The 18,118-nt window shown below is 67.7% G+C and carries 17 protein-coding genes; 7 read left to right on the top strand and 10 right to left on the bottom strand.

The window, feature by feature from the left end; all coding sequences use genetic code 11:
- Positions 1-487 precede the first annotated feature (487 nt).
- On the bottom strand, positions 488-1,411 hold the full coding sequence (locus J2Y69_RS01765) for a sugar kinase (RefSeq protein ID WP_310016889.1): 924 nt from the start codon (positions 1,409-1,411) through the stop codon (positions 488-490).
- Entirely contained in the window at positions 1,408-2,574 is a 1,167-nt protein-coding gene (locus tag J2Y69_RS01760) for an MFS transporter (protein WP_310017033.1), read from the bottom strand. Before J2Y69_RS01760 ends, J2Y69_RS01765 begins: the two co-directional genes overlap by 4 nt.
- A 437-nt stretch (positions 2,575-3,011) precedes the next feature.
- On the opposite strand from J2Y69_RS01760, the gene nrdH reads away from it, so the two are divergent.
- From nrdH to nrdF, 4 genes are read left to right on the top strand one after another with little or no spacing between them, the layout of a single operon-like run.
- The gene (nrdH, locus tag J2Y69_RS01755) at positions 3,012-3,245 is read left to right on the top strand and encodes a glutaredoxin-like protein NrdH (protein WP_310016887.1); all 234 of its coding nucleotides are present in this window, start codon (positions 3,012-3,014) and stop codon (positions 3,243-3,245) included.
- 48 nt (positions 3,246-3,293) lie between these two features.
- Positions 3,294-3,752 carry a class Ib ribonucleoside-diphosphate reductase assembly flavoprotein NrdI gene (gene nrdI / locus J2Y69_RS01750; protein WP_310016885.1) on the top strand — a complete coding sequence of 153 codons (459 nt, stop codon included), beginning with the start codon at positions 3,294-3,296 and terminating at the stop codon, positions 3,750-3,752.
- Positions 3,749-5,893, top strand: a complete 2,145-nt coding sequence (nrdE, locus tag J2Y69_RS01745; protein ID WP_310016883.1) for a class 1b ribonucleoside-diphosphate reductase subunit alpha — start codon at positions 3,749-3,751, stop codon at positions 5,891-5,893. The genes nrdI and nrdE overlap by 4 nt, the downstream gene beginning before the upstream one ends.
- A gap of 32 nt (positions 5,894-5,925) precedes the next feature.
- On the top strand, positions 5,926-6,903 hold the full coding sequence (gene nrdF / locus J2Y69_RS01740; RefSeq protein WP_310016881.1) for a class 1b ribonucleoside-diphosphate reductase subunit beta: 978 nt from the start codon (positions 5,926-5,928) through the stop codon (positions 6,901-6,903).
- 139 nt (positions 6,904-7,042) lie between these two features.
- Here the strand turns inward: nrdF and J2Y69_RS01735 are convergent, their stop codons facing one another.
- Positions 7,043-8,548 carry a CoA transferase gene (locus tag J2Y69_RS01735; RefSeq protein ID WP_310016879.1) on the bottom strand — a complete coding sequence of 502 codons (1,506 nt, stop codon included), beginning with the start codon at positions 8,546-8,548 and terminating at the stop codon, positions 7,043-7,045.
- Between the two features lie 87 nt (positions 8,549-8,635).
- Between J2Y69_RS01735 and J2Y69_RS01730 the strand changes: the two genes are divergently transcribed.
- A complete protein-coding gene (locus J2Y69_RS01730) occupies positions 8,636-9,394 on the top strand; it encodes an IclR family transcriptional regulator domain-containing protein (RefSeq protein WP_310016877.1) in 759 nt (252 codons plus the stop codon).
- 6 nt (positions 9,395-9,400) lie between these two features.
- Here J2Y69_RS01730 and J2Y69_RS01725 read toward each other — a convergent pair whose 3' ends face one another.
- The 4 genes from J2Y69_RS01725 to J2Y69_RS01710 all read right to left on the bottom strand — a co-directional run bounded on the left by J2Y69_RS01725 (position 9,401) and on the right by J2Y69_RS01710 (position 13,624).
- Complete coding sequence (locus tag J2Y69_RS01725) at positions 9,401-9,811, bottom strand: L-rhamnose mutarotase (protein WP_310016875.1); 411 nt, start codon at positions 9,809-9,811, stop codon at positions 9,401-9,403.
- A 103-nt stretch (positions 9,812-9,914) separates the two neighbouring features.
- Positions 9,915-10,955, bottom strand: a complete 1,041-nt coding sequence (locus J2Y69_RS01720; protein WP_310016873.1) for a LacI family DNA-binding transcriptional regulator — start codon at positions 10,953-10,955, stop codon at positions 9,915-9,917.
- 483 nt (positions 10,956-11,438) lie between these two features.
- Positions 11,439-12,119: an ArsR/SmtB family transcription factor gene (locus J2Y69_RS01715; RefSeq protein ID WP_310016871.1), complete on the bottom strand. Its 681-nt coding sequence runs from the start codon at positions 12,117-12,119 to the stop codon at positions 11,439-11,441.
- A gap of 68 nt (positions 12,120-12,187) precedes the next feature.
- Entirely contained in the window at positions 12,188-13,624 is a 1,437-nt protein-coding gene (locus J2Y69_RS01710) for an MFS transporter (RefSeq protein WP_310016869.1), read from the bottom strand.
- A 97-nt stretch (positions 13,625-13,721) separates the two neighbouring features.
- Between J2Y69_RS01710 and J2Y69_RS01705 the strand changes: the two genes are divergently transcribed.
- Both J2Y69_RS01705 and J2Y69_RS01700 read left to right on the top strand, forming a co-directional pair.
- Positions 13,722-14,324 carry a class I SAM-dependent methyltransferase gene (locus tag J2Y69_RS01705; protein ID WP_310016868.1) on the top strand — a complete coding sequence of 201 codons (603 nt, stop codon included), beginning with the start codon at positions 13,722-13,724 and terminating at the stop codon, positions 14,322-14,324.
- 22 nt (positions 14,325-14,346) lie between these two features.
- Positions 14,347-14,583: a PLDc N-terminal domain-containing protein gene (locus J2Y69_RS01700; protein ID WP_310016866.1), complete on the top strand. Its 237-nt coding sequence runs from the start codon at positions 14,347-14,349 to the stop codon at positions 14,581-14,583.
- Between the two features lie 91 nt (positions 14,584-14,674).
- On the opposite strand, the gene J2Y69_RS01695 is transcribed toward J2Y69_RS01700, so the two are convergent.
- The 3 genes from J2Y69_RS01695 to J2Y69_RS01685 form a co-directional block, all read right to left on the bottom strand.
- Positions 14,675-15,724 carry a hypothetical protein gene (locus tag J2Y69_RS01695; protein ID WP_310016864.1) on the bottom strand — a complete coding sequence of 350 codons (1,050 nt, stop codon included), beginning with the start codon at positions 15,722-15,724 and terminating at the stop codon, positions 14,675-14,677.
- A gap of 241 nt (positions 15,725-15,965) precedes the next feature.
- On the bottom strand, positions 15,966-17,519 hold the full coding sequence (locus J2Y69_RS01690) for a helix-turn-helix transcriptional regulator (RefSeq protein ID WP_310016862.1): 1,554 nt from the start codon (positions 17,517-17,519) through the stop codon (positions 15,966-15,968).
- A 201-nt stretch (positions 17,520-17,720) separates the two neighbouring features.
- Positions 17,721-18,101, bottom strand: coding sequence for a VOC family protein (locus J2Y69_RS01685; protein WP_310016860.1), 381 nt, complete (start codon positions 18,099-18,101; stop codon positions 17,721-17,723).
- Positions 18,102-18,118 lie beyond the last annotated feature (17 nt).

Below are 18,118 nucleotides of genomic sequence, written 5' to 3'. Positions count from 1 at the left end.
GGCGATTGCACTCTGGTCGGCCGATATCCCCGGATCGGTCCGACAAGGGTGTGATTGTCCGACCAGAGTGCAACCACCCGCCCACCTGGCCGGTTGAGGGGTCACGTGAGGTTCCGGTGGAGCATCTGGTTGCGGTTCGTTTCAACTCTTCGGACCCGGCCTGTGGTGATTGCCGCGCCGGACGGCTCACGAGGTCGGATGATTGCACTTTGGTCGGCCCATATCCTCGGATTGGTCCGACAAGAGTGCATCCGTCCGACGGAGTGAAGGGTGTGATCGGAGGCCGGTTGAGATCGTCCGGGTACCGGATACGGCGTGGGTGCGATGACGGGTGTCGTGGCGTCGGATGATTGCACTTTGGTCGGCCGATATCCCCGGATCGGGCCGACAGGAGTGCAATAGGCCGACCAGACGAACCCGACCAGACGAACCCGACCAGACGAACGCCGCCAAGCCAACGCCGCCAGACGGGCCGACGGCCGACGGGTCAGCGGGCGAGGGGCGGGAGGTCGTGCGGGATGGTGAGCACGCGCGCGGCGGCGGCGTGCCCGGCGGCCAGACGGTCGGCGAGCGGGAGGCCGTCGAGCGTGGCCGCGAGGAAGCCGGAAGCATAGGCGTCGCCCGCGCCCACGGGCTCGACGACGTCCACCACCGGGGCGGGCACGAACACCGGGGCCGAGGCGCCGGCGAACGCTGTCGCGCCCACCTCGCCGTCCTTGACGACGAGGATCCCGGCGTCCGGGATCAGGGACCGGATCCCGGCCGGGGTCGCGGTGCCCCAGAGCCGCTCGGCCTCGTCGCGCCCGACGAAGGCGATGTCGGCGGCGTTCGCCAGGCGGGCCAGGGCCGGGGCGGCATCGGCCAACGGCCACAGGGCCCGCCGGTCGTTGACGTCGAAGGAGACCAGGGCGCCGACGTCCCGCGCGTCGGCGAACAGCCGATCCACCATCCGCGCGCAGTCCGGGGAGAGCGCCGGGGTGATCCCGGTCGTGTGGACGATCCGCACGCCGGCCAGCCTGGCGCCGTCGAGGAACCCGGCCCGCATCCGCGACGCCGCCGATCCGCGCCGGTAGTAGTGGACCGACGATGCGATGACGCCGGGGTCCTTGAACATCACGCCCGTGGGGGCGTCGGCGTCGCGCTCGACCCACAGCTCGATGCCGCGGGGGCGGAGCTCGGCGAGGATCCGGTCCGCGAACGGGTCATCGCCGAGTCGCGAGGCCCAGGCCACCCGGTGGCCCGCGGCGGCGACCTGCGCGGCGACGTTCGACTCGGCGCCGGCGATCCCGATGGTCGCGGCGGACGCGTCGGCGAGCGGGCCGTCCGACGGCGTCACCAGGATCATGCTCTCGCCGACGCAGACGAGTTCGGGGGCGATGGGCGTGGCGGCGGGGGAGGGGGAGTTCGTCATGATGGCGGGAGAGGTACCGGTTCTGTGTCGGGGATGGGGCTGGGATCGCGGTGGCGGAGATCGGGGAAGGCGCGGACGAAGACGATGGCGACGAGCATCCCGACGGCGGCGAACAGCGCGGCGGCGAGGTAGGCGCCCTGCGGGCTCCCGGTGCGGTCGATGAGGAAGCCGGCGATCGCCGATCCCACGGCGGCGCCGATGAGCTGCCCCGTCCCGGCCCAGCCGAACGCCTCCGCCGTCTCGCTGAACTTGACGCTCGCGGTGGTGATCGCGAACAGCACCGCGAGCGCCGGGGCGACGCCGATGCCGGCGAGGAGGAGCGTGCCGCCGAGCCAGAAGACGTTGAGGGAGATCATCGTGAGGGTGAGGCCGACGGTGACGATCGCGAGGCGCCGGGCCATCGCCCACGGGCCGATCGGCACGCGCCCGCTCGCAAGGCCGCCGACCAGGCTGCCGACGGAGAACACCGCGAGCACGAGGCCCGCCTCGAGCCCGCCGTGGTCGAAGGTCGCCACCACGCCGACCTCGACGGCGGCGCAGGCGCCGATGAGGAGGAAGCCGATCGCCGTGGCCAGCAGCACGGGCGGCTTCAGCACCACGGCCCCGAACCCGCGTCTGCTGCGGGGGATGCGCACCCGGCCGACCTCGGGGGAGAGGATGAACCAGCCTCCGCCGACGACGAGGATGGCCGCGACCAGCAGCAGCCCCGTCACGGTGCCGAGCTGGGTGGAGACGAAGGTGATGGCCACCGGCGCGAGGATCCAGATGATCTCCTGCAGGGAGGCATCGAGCGAGAACAGCGGCGTCAGCTGGGAGGAGTTGACGAGCTTGGGGTAGATCGTGCGGACCGCCGCCTGGACCGGAGGTGTGGAGAGACCCGCGACCAGCCCGAGCGCCATGTAGCCGGCGATGTTCAGCGGCAGCAGGGCGAGCCCGAGGAAGGCGAGGACGCACACGGAGAGGGTCAGGGTGAGCACCCGGCGCATCCCCCAGACGCCCATCCAGCGGCTCGTGATGGGGCCGGCGATCGCCTGGCCCACCGAGGTCGCCGCCAGCGCCAGGCCGGCGGCGCCGTAGGAGCCGGAGACGTGCTCGACGTGCAGCAGGATCGCGAGGCTCGACATGCCGTTGGGGAAGCGCGCGGTCAGCTGTGCGGCGATCATGCGCCCGACGCCGGGCGTGCGCAGGAGTTCGCGATATCCGGATGCGGCCACCCGTCAACGTTAGCGGTGCGCGGGGCGGTCCGGAGGGGGCTGTGGGCGGCCGGGGACGACACGCCGCCGACACGCCGGAGGGCGATTTCCACACCCTGTGGGATGTCGGTGGCCCGGCGTAGCGTCGCTCCTGTGGATGGATCCGGCCGAGGCTTCGGCGGTCCGCAGGAATCCGCGCCTCGGAGGGCCTCGATCGGCCCCGCGGGGTGTGGATGGATCGGTGGAGAAACCTGTGGTCGACCGGTGGATAACGGTGGAAAACTACATGGATGTAACTACTACCCCTTGTGGTTGACCCCGATGTCCATCCCCATATGTAGTATTGAAGTCCCGGCGGAGGTCTGCCGGGACCATCAGGTTCTCGAGGGGAAGAAGGGGCTCAAGAAATGTCGATCACGGTGTACACCAAGCCTTCGTGCGTGCAGTGCAATGCGACCTACCGCGCGCTCGACGCGAAGGGGATCGCGTACGAGATCCACGACCTGTCGGAGGACCCGACGGCGCTCGAGCAGGTCAAGGCGCTCGGGTACATGCAGGCACCGGTCGTCGTCACCGACGAGGACCACTGGTCGGGCTTCCGTCCCGACAAGATCGACGAGCTCGCCTCGCGTCTGGCCTGACGCGGCCGGCGGGCTCTGGGCGGACGAGAGGCGAGGGAAGGGGTTGAGATGAGGTCTCTGGCCACATCGGCACCGCTCCTGGTCTACTTCTCGAGCGTCTCCGGCAACACGGCGCGATTCGTCGAGAAGCTGGGGCTGCCCGCCCGCCGTATCCCGCTGTACCGCGCGGACGAGCCGCTCGTCATCGACGAGCCCTTCGTCCTCGTCACCCCGACATACGGCGGAGGCCAGGGGCACGGCGAGGAGAAGGGGGCCGTCCCCAAGCAGGTGATCCGGTTCCTCAACGACGAGCGAAACCGGCGTCACATCCGCGGGGTCATCTCCGCGGGCAACACGAATTTCGGCGAGGCGTTCTGCCTCGCCGGCGAGATCGTCAGCCGCAAGTGCCACGTGCCCCACTTGTACCGGCTGGAACTGTTCGGCACACAGGATGACGTCGATCGCGTGAGCGACGGATTGGAACGATGGTGGGTATCGCAGTCGAGCATGCAGAGCATGACGCAGTGACCGAGCAGGTCGCATTCAAGGTGAACGCCGCATACGAGGGGCTGGACTACCACGCCCTGAACGCCATGCTGAACCTCTACGACGCGGACGGGAAGATCCAGTTCGACGCCGACCGCAGGGCTGCGCGCGAGTACTTCCTGCAGCACGTCAACCAGAACACGGTGTTCTTCCACTCCCTCAAGGAGCGGCTGGACTACCTGGTCGAGAAGGAGTACTACGAGGCGAGCGTCATCGAGCAGTACTCGTTCGACTTCGTCCAGGGGCTCAACGACTTCGCCTACTCGAAGAAGTTCCGCTTCGAGACCTTCCTCGGCGCGTTCAAGTACTACACCAGCTACACGCTGAAGACGTTCGACGGCAAGCGCTATCTGGAGCGCTTCGAGGACCGCGTCGTGATGACCGCCCTCGCGCTCGCGGAGGGCGACGAGAAGCTCGCCACGGCCCTCGTCGACGAGATCATCTCCGGACGCTTCCAGCCGGCCACCCCGACCTTCCTGAACGCCGGCAAGGCGCAGCGCGGCGAGCTCGTCAGCTGCTTCCTGCTGCGCATCGAGGACAACATGGAGTCGATCGCCCGGGGCATCAACTCCGCGCTGCAGCTCTCCAAGCGCGGCGGCGGCGTCGCGCTCCTGCTCTCGAACATCCGTGAGTCCGGCGCCCCGATCAAGCAGATCGAGAACCAGTCGTCCGGCATCATCCCGGTCATGAAGCTGCTCGAAGACAGCTTCAGCTACGCGAACCAGCTGGGGGCCCGTCAGGGCGCCGGCGCCGTGTACCTCTCGGCGCACCACCCCGACATCATGCGCTTCCTCGACACCAAGCGGGAGAACGCCGACGAGAAGATCCGCATCAAGACGCTGTCCCTCGGCGTCGTCGTGCCGGACATCACCTTCGAGCTGGCGAAGAACGACGAGGACATGTACCTCTTCTCGCCGTACGACGTCGAGCGCGTCTACGGCGTGCCGTTCGGGGACATCTCCGTCACCGAGAAGTACCGCGAGATGGTCGATGACCCGCGCATCAAGAAGACGAAGATCAACGCGCGCGAGTTCTTCCAGACGATCGCCGAGATCCAGTTCGAGTCGGGCTACCCGTACATCATGTTCGAGGACACGGTGAACAGGGCGAACCCGATCAAGGGCCGTATCAACATGTCCAACCTCTGCAGCGAGATCCTGCAGGTGAACACGCCGACCTCCTACAACGAGGACCTCTCGTACCGGGAGATCGGCAAGGACATCTCCTGCAACCTCGGCTCGATGAACATCGCCCTCGCGATGGACGCCCAGGACCTCGGCCAGACCGTGGAGACCGCCATCCGTGCGCTCACCGCGGTGAGCACCCAGAGCCACATCGGCTCCGTGCGCTCGATCGAGGACGGCAACGACCGCTCGCACGCCATCGGCCTCGGCCAGATGAACCTGCACGGCTACCTCGCCCGCGAGCACGTGTTCTACGGCTCGGACGAGGGCATCGACTTCACGAACATCTACTTCTACACGGTGCTCTTCCACGCGCTGCGGGCCTCGAACGCCCTCGCGATCGAGCGCGGCGTGGCCTTCGATGGCTTCGAGGACTCGACCTACGCGTCGGGGGAGTTCTTCGACAAGTACATCGAGCAGGCCTGGGTCCCGAGCACCGCGAAGGTCGCCGAGCTGTTCGCAGGCAAGCACATCCCCACCCAGCAGGACTGGGCCGAGCTGAAGGAGTCCATCCAGAAGCACGGCATCTACAACCAGAACCTGCAGGCGGTGCCGCCGACGGGCTCGATCTCGTACATCAACAACTCGACGAGCTCGATCCACCCGATCGCGTCGAAGATCGAGATCCGCAAGGAAGGCAAGCTCGGCCGCGTCTATTACCCGGCGCCGTTCATGACGAACGACAACCTGGAGTACTACCAGGACGCGTACGAGATCGGCTACGAGAAGGTCATCGACACGTACGCCGCCGCCACCCAGCACGTTGATCAGGGCCTGTCGCTGACGCTGTTCTTCAAGGACACGGCGTCCACGCGCGACATCAACAAGGCTCAGATCTATGCCTGGAGGAAGGGCATCAAGACGATCTACTACATCCGGCTGCGCCAGCTGGCTCTCGAGGGCACCGACATGACCGAGTGCGTCTCGTGCATGCTCTGAGCCGCTGATCCGGAATCCGTGAGAAGGAAGAAATGACCCCCGAGCAGATCAAGCTTGTGTCGCACGTGCAGGCGATCAACTGGAACCGCATTCAGGACGACAAGGACCTCGAGGTCTGGAACCGTCTGGTGAACAACTTCTGGCTGCCCGAGAAGGTGCCGCTGTCCAACGACATCCAGTCGTGGAACACGCTCACCGCCGAGGAGCAGACGCTCACCATGCGCGTCTTCACGGGCCTCACCCTGCTGGACACGATCCAGGGCACCGTCGGCGCCGTGTCGCTGATCCCCGATGCGATCACCCCGCACGAGGAGGCCGTGTACACGAACATCGCGTTCATGGAGTCGGTCCACGCGAAGAGCTACTCGTCGATCTTCTCGACGCTGTGCTCGACGAAGGAGATCGACGAGGCGTTCCGCTGGTCGGTGGAGAACCCGAACCTTCAGAAGAAGGCTCAGATCGTCATGGACTACTACCGTGGCGACGAGCCGCTCAAGCGCAAGGTCGCCTCGACCCTGCTGGAGAGCTTCCTCTTCTACTCCGGGTTCTACCTGCCGATGCACTGGTCGAGCCGCGCGAAGCTGACCAACACCGCCGACCTCATCCGCCTCATCATCCGCGACGAGGCCGTGCACGGCTACTACATCGGCTACAAGTTCCAGAAGGGGCTCGAGACGCTCGATCAGGCCAAGAGGGACGAGCTGAAGGACTACACCTTCTCGCTGCTCTACGAGCTCTACGACAACGAGGTGCAGTACACACAGGACCTCTACGACGGCGTCGGCCTGACCGAGGACGTCAAGAAGTTCCTGCACTACAACGCCAACAAGGCGCTGATGAACCTCGGCTACGAGGCGATGTTCCCCTCCTCGGTCACCAACGTGAACCCGGCGATCCTGTCGGCGCTCTCACCGAACGCCGATGAGAACCACGACTTCTTCAGCGGGTCGGGTTCGTCCTACGTGATCGGTAAGGCCGAGGCCACCGAGGACGACGACTGGGACTTCTAGAGTCCTTGTGAAGCTCGGACAGGCTGAAAAGAGGGCAGGATCTGCAGACTTCTGCAGGTCCTGCCCTCTTTGTGCCCACTGTCGCTGATACCTGCATCCGGCGGGTCACGCAGGGTACGAGCTCATCGGCAAGCGCTGTTCAGCTGCTCGTGAATCCTGATCGCGACGAGTCCATGTCGGTGACATCCGTGCTCCAGCCGAGTACGGAGGAACCCAGCGGCTGAGGGCCGATGCCAGACTCCGGTGTGCCGGTGATGGGCGGCACGAGGGAGGAGACCTCTCCGAAGGGACCGTGGTTGGTGAAAGTCGCCACCGCATTCATGCCCTGGAGCGGATGTGGAAGGTCTTCGACGTCCGCGCGCTCGAAGAGGCCCAGATCTTGGACCCACATCGAGATCGCTGCGAGATCCACGTGAACCTGCCAGCTCCCGCCCTCGGTCGACTGCCTACGCAAGGCCGCAATCGTGCCGGCCGAAAGGAGGTATGAGGCGAGGTAGTCGTTGAGGAGGTGTGTGGGCGGCAGCGCGGGATGATCCCCGCCCTCCTCCAGGGCGAAACCCGTTGCGCTGCAGGCCACCTGGTCGAAACCGCCGCGTGCTTTCCACGGTCCGTGCACGCCCCAGCCGTGAACATCGGCGATCACTATGCCCGGGCAGCGGAGCGCCATTTCCGTTGCGCCGAGGCCTTTGGCATCCAGGTTGTTGTAGTTGCAGAGGTAGACGTTCGCCTCAGCGAGGATCTCCCATAGCCGTTCGGCCTGTTCCGGGTCACGCACATCGCAGTAGGCGTTGCGTTTCCCCCGACCCGTTTCGAGGAGCATCTGATTCGAGTCCGGCCGATCTGGCCGGGAGACATGCAGGACTTCCGCCCCCGCATCGGCGAAGAGCCGGCCGGCGACCGGCCCGGCGATGACGTGGGTGTTGTCGACGACCCGGACATCGACCATCGGCGCCGATGTTGGTCCTGAGATCGGGGGGAGCGGGCGGGGCGGGGCGTCCCCGATGCGCTCGACACTCACCACAGGACGTCCAACGAGTGCGCGTCCAGGCGGGCTCTGCCGCCACTGCTCCTGGCTGCGGACCACCGTCGCCGAGCCACGGGCCGCGGCGATGGCCTCTTCGAGCTCAAGTCCGTCCCACTGCGCTACGGCTGCAACGATCCTGCTCTTCTCGGGCGGGCAATCGAGGACTTGGCATACCCGGTCTCGCAGATGGGGGTAGGAGAGCACCAGCAGGATCCAGCCGCCGTCCTTCGTGGCGTAGAAGCCGGTGTTCTCCATCAGGCGCGGGTCGTCTGCGACCTCCGCGATCGGCGTCTGCCCCACACGGGTAAAGAACGGCGCCATCAGCTGCGCGACGGCGTCATGGATATCGATCCGGGCGTGAGGCAGCTCGGCGGAGCGGGCCCGGCTGAAAGCCGCAAGCTCGACACCATAGGCCCCGATCGCGCCGAGCGCCGCATCCCCGATATGGTGCACCGACGGTGTCACCGGATCACAGCCGGTCAGCACCACGGCGTGCCGCGGATCAAAGCCTTGGAAGTCCCGCAGAGCCGGGTCCACAAGCTCCAGCACGTCATTCATCACCTTCAACGCCTCAATGGGTTCCTGGGTCGGAGAAGATGAGGTGTGCGTTCCGAGATTCATGAGTATCCTCCCTGGTCGGTACTCTCGGAATCCTCGCGAAGAAGACGCGTACGAGCGAATAAATACCTATATACGTAGAATCGCCGAGTGGATACACCGTCGACGTCTCCCCGGAGGCCGCACCACCGAACCACGGACCGGATCGCGGCCTTGCTCGACCTTGCAGCCCGCGCCCAACGCGGAATAACCCTCAGCGAAGCGGCCTCGGCGCTGACAGCTCCGATCAGTTCCGTGCAGCACCTGCTCAATGGGTTGGTGGCAACCGGATTCCTCCGGGAACGCGAAAGGCGGTACACCCTGGGCCTGGCGCCCGCCCTTCTCGCACTGGTAGGAGGACGGGCGCTCCCGTGGATCGATCAGCGCGAGTTGGACCGCCTGGGACGTGTCGCGGGCATACCGATCACCCTGGCGACGAGGGTCGGAAGCGAGGTCATCTACCTGGCCAGAAGCGGTTCCGATCTATGGCCGGCATCGGTGCACATCATCGACGACCATCTCGCCCGGCCACTGCTCGGCACAGCAGCCGGACGTCTTCTCCTCGCCTTCACCGATCCCACCGAGCGCGAGGACATCCTCAGCGGACTTCAGGTCGACCAATCGGCAGAGGTGGACGCCTTCAGGGAGGAGCTTCCCACGATCCGCAAGAACCGCTATGCCCGGAGTGAAGGGCTTACCGACCCAGGGGCACGGGCACTGGCGATCCCCGTCATCGAGGCCGGGAAAGTGACAGCTGCCCTCGTCCTGTTCGCCGCCGTCGAGCAGCCCGGCACCACCGACATCAAGCTCGACATCGCCGCGCATCGGGTTCACGACGCCTGGGCGAAGCAATTGTCAGACATGTCCTGATCTGGATCAGGGCTTGTCATGGCGAGATGGCTGGGTTAGCGCCAAGCGGATGTTGCCCGCCGTGCCAGCCGCTGCCGGGGCGCCGGCGTCGGTGAGCTGGTCCTCGAGGTTGAACACCTCCGTGAGTGCGGTGGCCGCCTGGTCGGGACGGCCGTCGAGGTCTAGGAAGAAGCGGCTCATCTCGGCCTCCCAGCGTGCGGCGACGGGGGAGGCGGCGAGATAGGCCTGCGCCGCGGCATCGTCATCGACCTCGTAGTAGCCGGTCAGCCGCCCGCCATCTGCAAGGAAGAGCGAGTAGTTCCGGCGGCCGGCGGCCGCGATCTCGGCCAGCATCTCGGGCCAGACGGGCGAGTGCCGGGCGAGGTACTCGTCGAGCAGTTCCGGACGCACCTGCAGCTGGAACGCGACACGGGCCATGGTCATACTCTCTTCGTCGATCGAGGGGGAAGCGGTGCAGCCGACGCCGTCGGCTCACGTCCCGAAGCGTACCGAGGAATGCGCTTCCGTGGTCGCGATCGGGTCAGCGCCGGGGTGCGGCCGCGGTGGACCCGCGGACGACGAGCGAGGTGGGCAGGGTCAGCGTCGTCGGCTTCTCCTCCTTCAGCAGAGCCAGCAGCGTCGTCGCTGCAGCCGTGCCCTTCGCGTCGACGTCCTGGTGGACCGTGGTCAACGGCGGGGAGAGTCGCGCGGCGAGCGGGCTGTCGTCGAATCCGACGACGGAGAGGTCCTCGGGCACCCGGATGCCGCGGGCTCGGGCCTGCTCGATGACCTCGAGGGCAGCGAGGTCCGAGAACGCCAGCACGGCGGTCGGCGGGGTCTCCAGCATGGCGCCGATGCGGTCGCGCAGCACGTCGTCCACGTCGAAGCCGGTCGTCCCGACGATCCGGGGAGCGACGCCCGCGGTCGCCAGCTCCGACGTCCAGCCGTCCAGGCGTCGGCCGATGGTGTCGGAGGCCGACGCACGATGCTCCGCCGTGAGGGGCTCATCCGCGACATCGACCGAGGTGACGATGAGGGCGACGTCCCGGTGCCCGAGCTCGAGGAGATGCGCGGCCGCCTGACGGCTGCCCGCGGCATCATCGAGCAGGATCTGCGGCTCGTCCCCGAGAGGAGCGGACTCGACCGTCACCAGCGGCAGCCGCCGCTCGTGCAACGCCGTCACCTCTCGCGCGCGCGGCGCGCACGAGTAGACGATGGCGCCGTCCATCGCGATGTCCCGGACGGGGTCGACATCGCTCCGTTCGGACGAGTGCAGGAGCACCAGGGAGTACCCCGCGTCGGCGAGGGTTCCCGCCACCGCGCGGAGGAAGCCGACCGCGGTCTCGTCGGTGAACGCGTCACGCGGGGAGTTGGTCAGCACGACCCCGATCGCGCCCGTCCGGCCGCGGGCCAGCGCGCGTCCTGACGGGTCGGGCCCGGAGTACCCGAGCCGGGCGGCGGCGTCCATGATCTGCGACCGGAGTGCGGCGGACAGCTGGTTCGGCCGGGAGAACGCGTTCGAGACCGTCATCCGGCTCACGCCGACCTCGTCGGCGATCGTCTGCAGCGTCACGCGCGCCATCTCACTCCCTCGATCCCTCCCATTCTCTCGCAGGGTCGAGGCGGGCGCGCGGAGGTCTGGAGCCGGCTCGACCGTGCGGACGATCGTGCGGAACCGGTCCAGGCTCTGCGGGGCCTGCGGACTCACGCCGGGGCGGACTCCGGCGCAGGGGCAAGTGCGGGGGCAAGTGCGGGCGCCGGGCACGGATCGATCATCGTCGCGGCCCTTCGGAGCAGGTCGGCGATCCGTGTGCGGATCCGTGCTCGTGCGGCACGGTGGCGACGCGCGCGCTCCCGTCGCTCTCGGTCGAAGAGGGTCGCGCGTCGCCGATCCTGGTCCAGGCCCCTGCGAGAGGCGAGATCGTTCGCTTCGGTCAGCGCACTGATTGCCATGTGATCCATGACGACCATCCCTTCTGTATCGGTACAGACATCGTACTGTACCGATACAGAAGGAATCAAGGAGTCGTGAACGCCCGGGGCGGAGATGCCCGCGAGGCTCGCGTCACGCCTCGGCGTTGTGACGCTTCCAGGCGGTGTAGCCGCCCCTGATGTTCATGGAGGCGTATCCGGCGGCGGCGAGCTGCTCGGCGGCGCGCGGTGAGGCGAGGCAGTAGGGGCCTTCACAGTAGGCGACGACGGGGGAGTGCGAGGAGAGCTCGGTCATCCGGTCGGCGAGCTCGGGCAGGGGGATGGAGACGGCCCCGTCGATGTGCCCGCGTCGGAACTCGTCCTCGGTGCGGACGTCGACGACGGTGACGGCGCCGTCCGCGATGAGGCCTATGAGCTCGGCGACGCTGACGGGGTTGACCCACGGATGATGGGCGAAATGGGCGGCGAACTCGTCACGGACGCGGGCCACGTGCTCCTGGCCGAACGCCTCCAGATGGGCGATGAGCGCGCCCACGGCCGGGGGGACCGAGTAGATCACGCGCGTGCCCGCCCGGCGGCTCACCACCAGCTGGGATGCCCGAAGGACCTGGAGCTGAGCGGATGTGTTCTTCAGGGGGACGCCGGCGAACTCGGCGAGGTCCTCCACGGTCCGCTCGCCCTGTTGGAGCGCGTCCAGGAGCCTCAGGCGAACCGCGTTGCCGAGCGCCTTGCCGACCTCGGCCAGTGCCTCGTATATGGGGCGTTCGGCGAAGGAGGCGAAGGTCACCAGGTCATCAGATCCTCCGTCGTCCATGATCCCCAGGGTATCGAGAGAAGCGGAGCGGTCGGCGATGGCCCGGACGCCGACCGGACGGAAGCCGGTCACGATGTGCTCTCGGGGCCCGAGCCGGACTTCGTCGTGGAGCGTCCGCGTCGGATGGTGCTCGCGGTGAGCACGGCTCCGAGCAGGACGATGGCGGCCATGACGAACGCCAGGGTGCGGGAGGCGAACGCCTCTCCGGACGCGAGGCTGAAGTTGACGGCGAATCCGGTCACGGCGGCTCCGAAGGCGGTGCTGATCAGCTGCACGGAGTTCGCCCCGGCGGATGCCTGCATGGCCTCCTCGGGATCGTCCGTGCTGGACATGGCCGCCGTCACGTTGTGCACGAAGGCGATGCCGATCCCGAGTCCGGCGAGGAAGAGCACGACATACCACCAGATGATGACCGCGATCGTGGGCGAGGGGACCTGGAGCAGACCGAACACGGCCAGGCCGACCCCCAGGATGACGGGCCCGAGGATGCGGGCGGAGGCCTTCAGCTTCGGGCGGTCGATCGACGAGCTCAGGATGCCTCCGAGGCTCCACCCCCAGGACAGGACCGCGCCGAGAAGGCCGGCCCACAGGGGGGAGAGGCCGCCGAGCGCCTGCCCGAAGAAGGGGATGTAGGTCTCGATCGTGGACCCGATCACCAGCAGAGCGAGGCCGATGTAGACCCACTTGAGCGAGGAGCCGCGGTTGTAGGTGAACTGGGGCAGGACCCCTTCACGAGCCCTGCGGTCGGTGAGGACGAAGGGGATGAGCGCGAGCAGCGCGAGGGCGAACAGCGCCCAGCTCGCCCACCGGATCTCGACGATCGAACCGACGCTGACCGACGCGACGGAGAGGGTGAGGAAGATCAGGGCTCCGATCGGGAGCCGGCCCACAGGCTTGTGCCGCTCGCGGGACGGCAGCGAACGGTATGCGAGGAGCATCAGGAGCAGGCACAGGACGACGAGCAGCCAGAACGCGGCCCGCCAGGCGCCGAGCTGGGCGAAGAGCCCTCCCAGGAGCGGGCCGACGATGTTCCCCACGCCCCACATCGCCGACACCAGGCCGATCGCCCTGCTGCGCAGGTTTTCGGGCATCGCCAGCCGGACCATCGAGAAGCCGAGTCCGGTGATGAGGCCGCCGCCGAGCCCTTGGAGCACCCGTCCCACCAGGAAGACGGTCATCGTCGGCGCGAGAGCCGCCACGGCGCTGCCGACCGCGAACGCGGACAGGGCGATGGCGTAGGCGCCGAAGGGGCCGAGACGATCGATCGCGCGACGCACGAACATCGACGTGACGACGGAGGCGATCAGGAATCCCGACATCGCCAGCGCGAAGTACTGCTCGCCGCCGATCTCCCGGACCGCGCTGGGGAGCAGGGTGGTGGTCAGGTACACGTTCGTGGCGTACATGGCCACGCCGCCGGCGAGCACGATGGCCACGCCACGATGTTCGCGCGCGAAGAGGGCGGACCAGGTGGCCTTGGTCTCAGGTGGAGTCACAGAAGTCATATAGCAATGATCTAAAGATTATTAGAACATGTCAAGTGGAACCGGACACCGCCCCGATCTCCGGCCCGTGATCGTGCACGGTGGGACGATAGGTGCCATGACCTTCGCTGCTGTCCGGGCCTCCTACGGTGCGCGCGCGGACGAGTGCGTCGCGGCTTTCGGGAGCATCGACCACGCAGCCGACCCCGACCGTGCGCTCATCGAGGCGTGGGCGCTCGGCATCGAGGGGCCGGTGCTCGACGTCGGGTGCGGTGCCGGGCAGTGGACTCATCACCTCGCGGACCTCGGCGTCGACGTCGAGGGCGTCGATCCTGTGCCGGAGTTCATCGAACGGGCAAGAGCCGCCTATCCCGATCAGCGATACCGCCTCGGGCGGGCGGAGGATCTGGACGTGGTGGACGGTGCTCTCGGCGGCGTGCTCGCGTGGTACTCCCTCATCCACACCGACCCCGCGCGCATCGGCGACGCGCTCGCCGAGTTCGCCCGCGGCATCCGCCCGGGCGGCGGGCTCGCTCTCGGTTTCTTCACGGGTCCGGAGGTCGAGCCGTTCGCGCACGCGATCGTCACGGCCTACTACTGGCCCGTCGACCTCCTCACGTCGATGGTCGAATCGGCGGGCTTCACCGTCGTCCACACGGAGACGCGCACGGATCCGGGCGTCCGCTCGCACGGAGCGATCGTGGCCAGCCGCCGACGATAGGGTGACGAGAGGAGGTCCGCGCATGCACAACCCGCTGATTCCCACGGCCTACGACGTGTTCATGGTGCTGATCGCGCTGCTGATCGTCGTCTACGGGGTCGTGGCCTTCGTATCGATCCTCCGCACGCGACGAGTCGAGGCCCTGACGCTCATCTTCTGGTTCGTCGTCGTCCTGGCGGTCCCTGTGCTCGGGCCCACCGCGTGGTTCCTCATCGGGCGTCCGGCCGCGCGGGGCCGGGTTCACGCTCAGAAGGACTGACGCTCAGAATGAGAGAACGCGGGCGCCCAGAGGAGGGAGCGCCCGCGTTCTGTTCTTCTCGGCGGTCGAGGTCAGTGCATCCAGGCGTGGGTCACAGAGCGGAGGTGCTGCTGACGACCGGCGCCGAGGCCAGGTCCTCCAGGCGGTAGGTGGAGCCGGTGCCGTCCGGCAGCGTCTTGCTCGCGACGAGCGTCGAGACGCCGGTGTTCGGGTCGACCGCATAGACGTCCCCACGGGATCCCCCGCCCCAGGCGACGTAGAACGTGCCGGAGGTGTAGTCGGCGCCGGTGCCCTTCCAGGCCAGCCCGTCCAGGTAGATCATCTCGGTCACGGTGGTCCCGATCTCACCGGTGACCCGGAAGACGGGCTCGACTCCTAGCTGCGCGCCCGGGGTGAAGTGGTAGCGGGCCATCCAGTACTCACCGGACACGTTGTCCCAGATGAGACCCCACAACTCCCCGTTGGGGGTGAAGGTGATGTCGGCGGCCATCAGACCGTTGGGCTGGACCTTGGCGGCGTTCGGGCCGATCCCGACCGTTCCCGGTGCGCTCGTCTGGCACGCGAGGGTGAGCGGGTCGATCAGTGCGACCTGCGTCGTGCTCATGTACGACGTGTTGGCCACGGCCCAGACGTTGCCGCCGGTGTCGACGGCGAGGCCGCCCCAGGCGGCCTGGTAGCCGCCGGTCGGGAGGCAGCCGAAGGTGCCGAGGTCGGTGACGATCGAGGTCGTCCCGTTTGTATTCGGGTCCGGGATCGCCTTGTACAGGTGGTTCTGGTTCCCTGCGCTGGTGTCCCAGGTCACGCCGTAGAAGGCGTAGCTCGCCGCGCCGCAGTTCGGCTGGGGGACCTTGTCCAGCCCGAAGCCGAGGCTCCCCGCCCAGTCGTAGAACGGTCCGGTCTGCGGAACCGTGAACGTGGCGGGGTTCCTGTCGCCGACGTACTGGAAGATCGCCTGCCCGGAGGAGCCGTAGACCCCGTGCGGGTCATACGACACGCACTGGCTGGGGGTCGACGCGCTGCTCATGGGGATCGCGACGGCCGTGGCGATCACCGGCAGCGACCACGCCGCTCCCTTGACGATCGTGCGGCGGGACACGCCGGTCGCCTGCGGGCTTTCATATTGTTCCTGGCTGGAAGTCATCGTTCCCCCTGTGGAGCGGTTCTCATGTCGAGGCGACCGGGCTTTCGGCGCCGGGCGATTTTGTAACACGAGAGGGGTGCGCCAGCGCTCCGCTGGGGGTGTTCGCGACGAGCGCGGGAGCGCGCGGGCCCGGAATGGCGGGTTTCGTCTGGTTCGGGTCGCCTATGCATTTCTACATAGGCGTCTTCGCCCTGGAATCGCCGATCGAGGCCATCTGCGGGCAGGCGATCGACGGCATGCGCTATTGGAGCGGCGGCCGTCCGCGGTGCTGGAGGACGATGCTGATGAGCTCGCCGCGGGTGTTGATCCCGAGCTTGCGGAAGATGCGGCCGAGGTGGATCTCCACGGTGCGTCCCGCGATGCCCAGGTGCTCCCCGATCTCCCGGCTCTTCAAGCCGTCCCCGACGAGGTCGACGATCTCGTTCTCGCGGGGAGTCAGCGTCGTCAGCTGCGTGCGCTTCTCCACGTCCTTCTGGAGCCGGTGGGCGATCGTCGCGATCCGGGTGCTCCGGAGCTGATAGGTCATGGCGAAGTCGATCGGGCGGGCGGGGGAGACGCTCATGAGCGAGGGGCCGAGTCCTTCCCAGAGAGCCGGGTCCGTGTCGCGGAGGATGTAGAGGGCGCTGGCCGTGGTGCCGGCGACGAGGTGGGTCATGGGAAGGCGGATCAGGGCTTCGCGGAGGGTCGAGGCGGAGGCCTCGCGGGCGCCGCTGAGGAGGAGGAGGCCGGACTGCTGACCGCGGATGTACCCCTCGATGATCGGCGAGACCGGTCCGGTCGTGGTCTCCCAGGGCCACTTTCGGCGCGAGCCGACGAACGTGAGCATGAGCCGGGCCTGGATTGCGTCGACCTCGTCGTCGTCGTAGTTGTTCCAGGAGCGCATGAGGTCTTCGACCGCGGCCACGGCCCCCCGGTCCGAGTACGCCGTCTCCGTGCTCCTCAGGAGGATGACCTGTCGGTCTGCGAGGGCGGTGAGGGTCTCGCCGGGCATCGCCCCGGCGAGGAACCCCCTGGCGGCCTCCAGACCGAGTACGGCGGTCTCCCGGTCCGGCCCGTCCATCAGCGTCTCGAATGCCGTTGCGGCTTCCTCGAAGCAGCCCATCCCGAGCGCCGCGCGTGCGGCGAGCAGCGCGCCCTGGGTGCTCTGCGGGCGGCCGGTTCCCCGCTCGATGAGGCGTCCGATCCGATAGGCGCCGTCCGTGGACCCGGCGGCGAGGAGCTGCTCGCCGAAGGAGATCAGCGTCCGGGCGGCGGACTCCGAGACCGGCGTCCGCCGTTGCATCACATGCCACACGGCTCGGCCGTACTCCCGGCGCTGACGGTGGGTGTGGGCGAGCGCGCCGTGGACCTGCATCACGTCCTCGCGCCCGTCCTGGATGATCATCGACCTGCTGCTCTCGGAGCGGAAGGCGTAGCGGCCGTTCTCCCAGGTAAGGATCCGTTCGATGTCCTCCGAGAACAGCACCGCGGGGTCGGTCGCCGCGGCGACCAGGACGACGTCGAGCCGGTCCGTCGTGGACAGGGCGGCGGTGAGCAGGAGACGTCGCCCTGCGGGGTCGAGCGATCTGGTCCGCGCGGTGAACCGTTTCTGCGTCCCGGCGGGGATCGGTACCTTGCCCGGGAGCGCCTCCAACCCGGCGAGCTGGCCGGGCGTGAGGGAACGGAAGATGTGGAGGAGATCGAGCGGAGCCAGAACTCCCAGCCGTGCGATCTCTCCTGCGACGTGCGGTGCGACCGGCCGCGCGAGCTGTCCTCCCATCGCGGCGATGCGCGCCGCATCCTCGAAAAGCAACATCACAATCCCCTAGGCCCCATATTGACTGCGTGATCATACGCCCACAGCAGGAAGGCCTCGTGCGCCCCGGGAGGCGGAGGGGTCTTGACCGATCCTCCGCAGCGGATCGGGAGGATCGGTCAAGACGTCTGTGATGTCTTCGACGGAAAAGGAGGGAAGGCACCGGCGGGGCGCTCCGCTCCGCCGTTCCGGGTCGCGCGATCAGGCCTGCGCGCTGTAGTCCGGCAGCTCCTGAAGAGTCCAAGTGTTGCCGTCGGGATCGTCGAAGGAGACGAAACGGCCCCACGCCAGATCGTCGACGCCCTTCGCCTCGACGCCGAGCCCCTGCAGGTGGGCCAGCGCCTCGTCGGCATCCGGGACCACGACCTGGATGGTGTTCTGCTGTCCCGGCTCCAGATCCACGCCGAGGCCAGTGCCGAAGGCGATGGAGCACGCGGATCCGGGCGGCGTCATCTGCACGAACCGCAGCTCATCCGTCACCCTCTGGTCATGATCGGCGTTGAAGCCGATCTTCACGTAGAAGTCCTTCGCTCGGTCCACATCCGTGACCGGCACGAAGATGAGCTCGATCTTCCAGTCCATGCTGTTCCCCTCGTCGT

The organism is Microbacterium resistens, assembly GCF_031456305.1.
In the GTDB taxonomy this organism is placed as follows: Bacteria; Actinomycetota; Actinomycetes; order Actinomycetales; family Microbacteriaceae; genus Microbacterium; species Microbacterium resistens_A.
This window is presented reverse-complemented; position numbering and strand designations above follow the sequence as displayed.

Bases quoted from the DNA above. Each gene is read 5' to 3' on its own strand.
- J2Y69_RS01765 (WP_310016889.1), bottom strand. From the start codon at position 1,411: ATGACGAACTCCCCCTCCCCCGCCGCCACGCCCATCGCCCCCGAACTC.
- J2Y69_RS01760 (WP_310017033.1), bottom strand. From the start codon at position 2,574: ATGATCGCCGCACAGCTGACCGCGCGCTTCCCCAACGGCATGTCGAGC.
- nrdH (WP_310016887.1), top strand. From the start codon at position 3,012: ATGTCGATCACGGTGTACACCAAGCCTTCGTGCGTGCAGTGCAATGCG.
- nrdI (WP_310016885.1), top strand. From the start codon at position 3,294: ATGAGGTCTCTGGCCACATCGGCACCGCTCCTGGTCTACTTCTCGAGC.
- nrdF (WP_310016881.1), top strand. From the start codon at position 5,926: ATGACCCCCGAGCAGATCAAGCTTGTGTCGCACGTGCAGGCGATCAAC.
- J2Y69_RS01735 (WP_310016879.1), bottom strand. From the start codon at position 8,548: ATGAATCTCGGAACGCACACCTCATCTTCTCCGACCCAGGAACCCATT.
- J2Y69_RS01725 (WP_310016875.1), bottom strand. From the start codon at position 9,811: ATGGCCCGTGTCGCGTTCCAGCTGCAGGTGCGTCCGGAACTGCTCGAC.
- J2Y69_RS01720 (WP_310016873.1), bottom strand. From the start codon at position 10,955: ATGGCGCGCGTGACGCTGCAGACGATCGCCGACGAGGTCGGCGTGAGC.
- J2Y69_RS01715 (WP_310016871.1), bottom strand. From the start codon at position 12,119: ATGGACGACGGAGGATCTGATGACCTGGTGACCTTCGCCTCCTTCGCC.
- J2Y69_RS01710 (WP_310016869.1), bottom strand. From the start codon at position 13,624: ATGACTTCTGTGACTCCACCTGAGACCAAGGCCACCTGGTCCGCCCTC.
- J2Y69_RS01705 (WP_310016868.1), top strand. From the start codon at position 13,722: ATGACCTTCGCTGCTGTCCGGGCCTCCTACGGTGCGCGCGCGGACGAG.
- J2Y69_RS01700 (WP_310016866.1), top strand. From the start codon at position 14,347: ATGCACAACCCGCTGATTCCCACGGCCTACGACGTGTTCATGGTGCTG.
- J2Y69_RS01695 (WP_310016864.1), bottom strand. From the start codon at position 15,724: ATGACTTCCAGCCAGGAACAATATGAAAGCCCGCAGGCGACCGGCGTG.
- J2Y69_RS01690 (WP_310016862.1), bottom strand. From the start codon at position 17,519: ATGTTGCTTTTCGAGGATGCGGCGCGCATCGCCGCGATGGGAGGACAG.
- J2Y69_RS01685 (WP_310016860.1), bottom strand. From the start codon at position 18,101: ATGGACTGGAAGATCGAGCTCATCTTCGTGCCGGTCACGGATGTGGAC.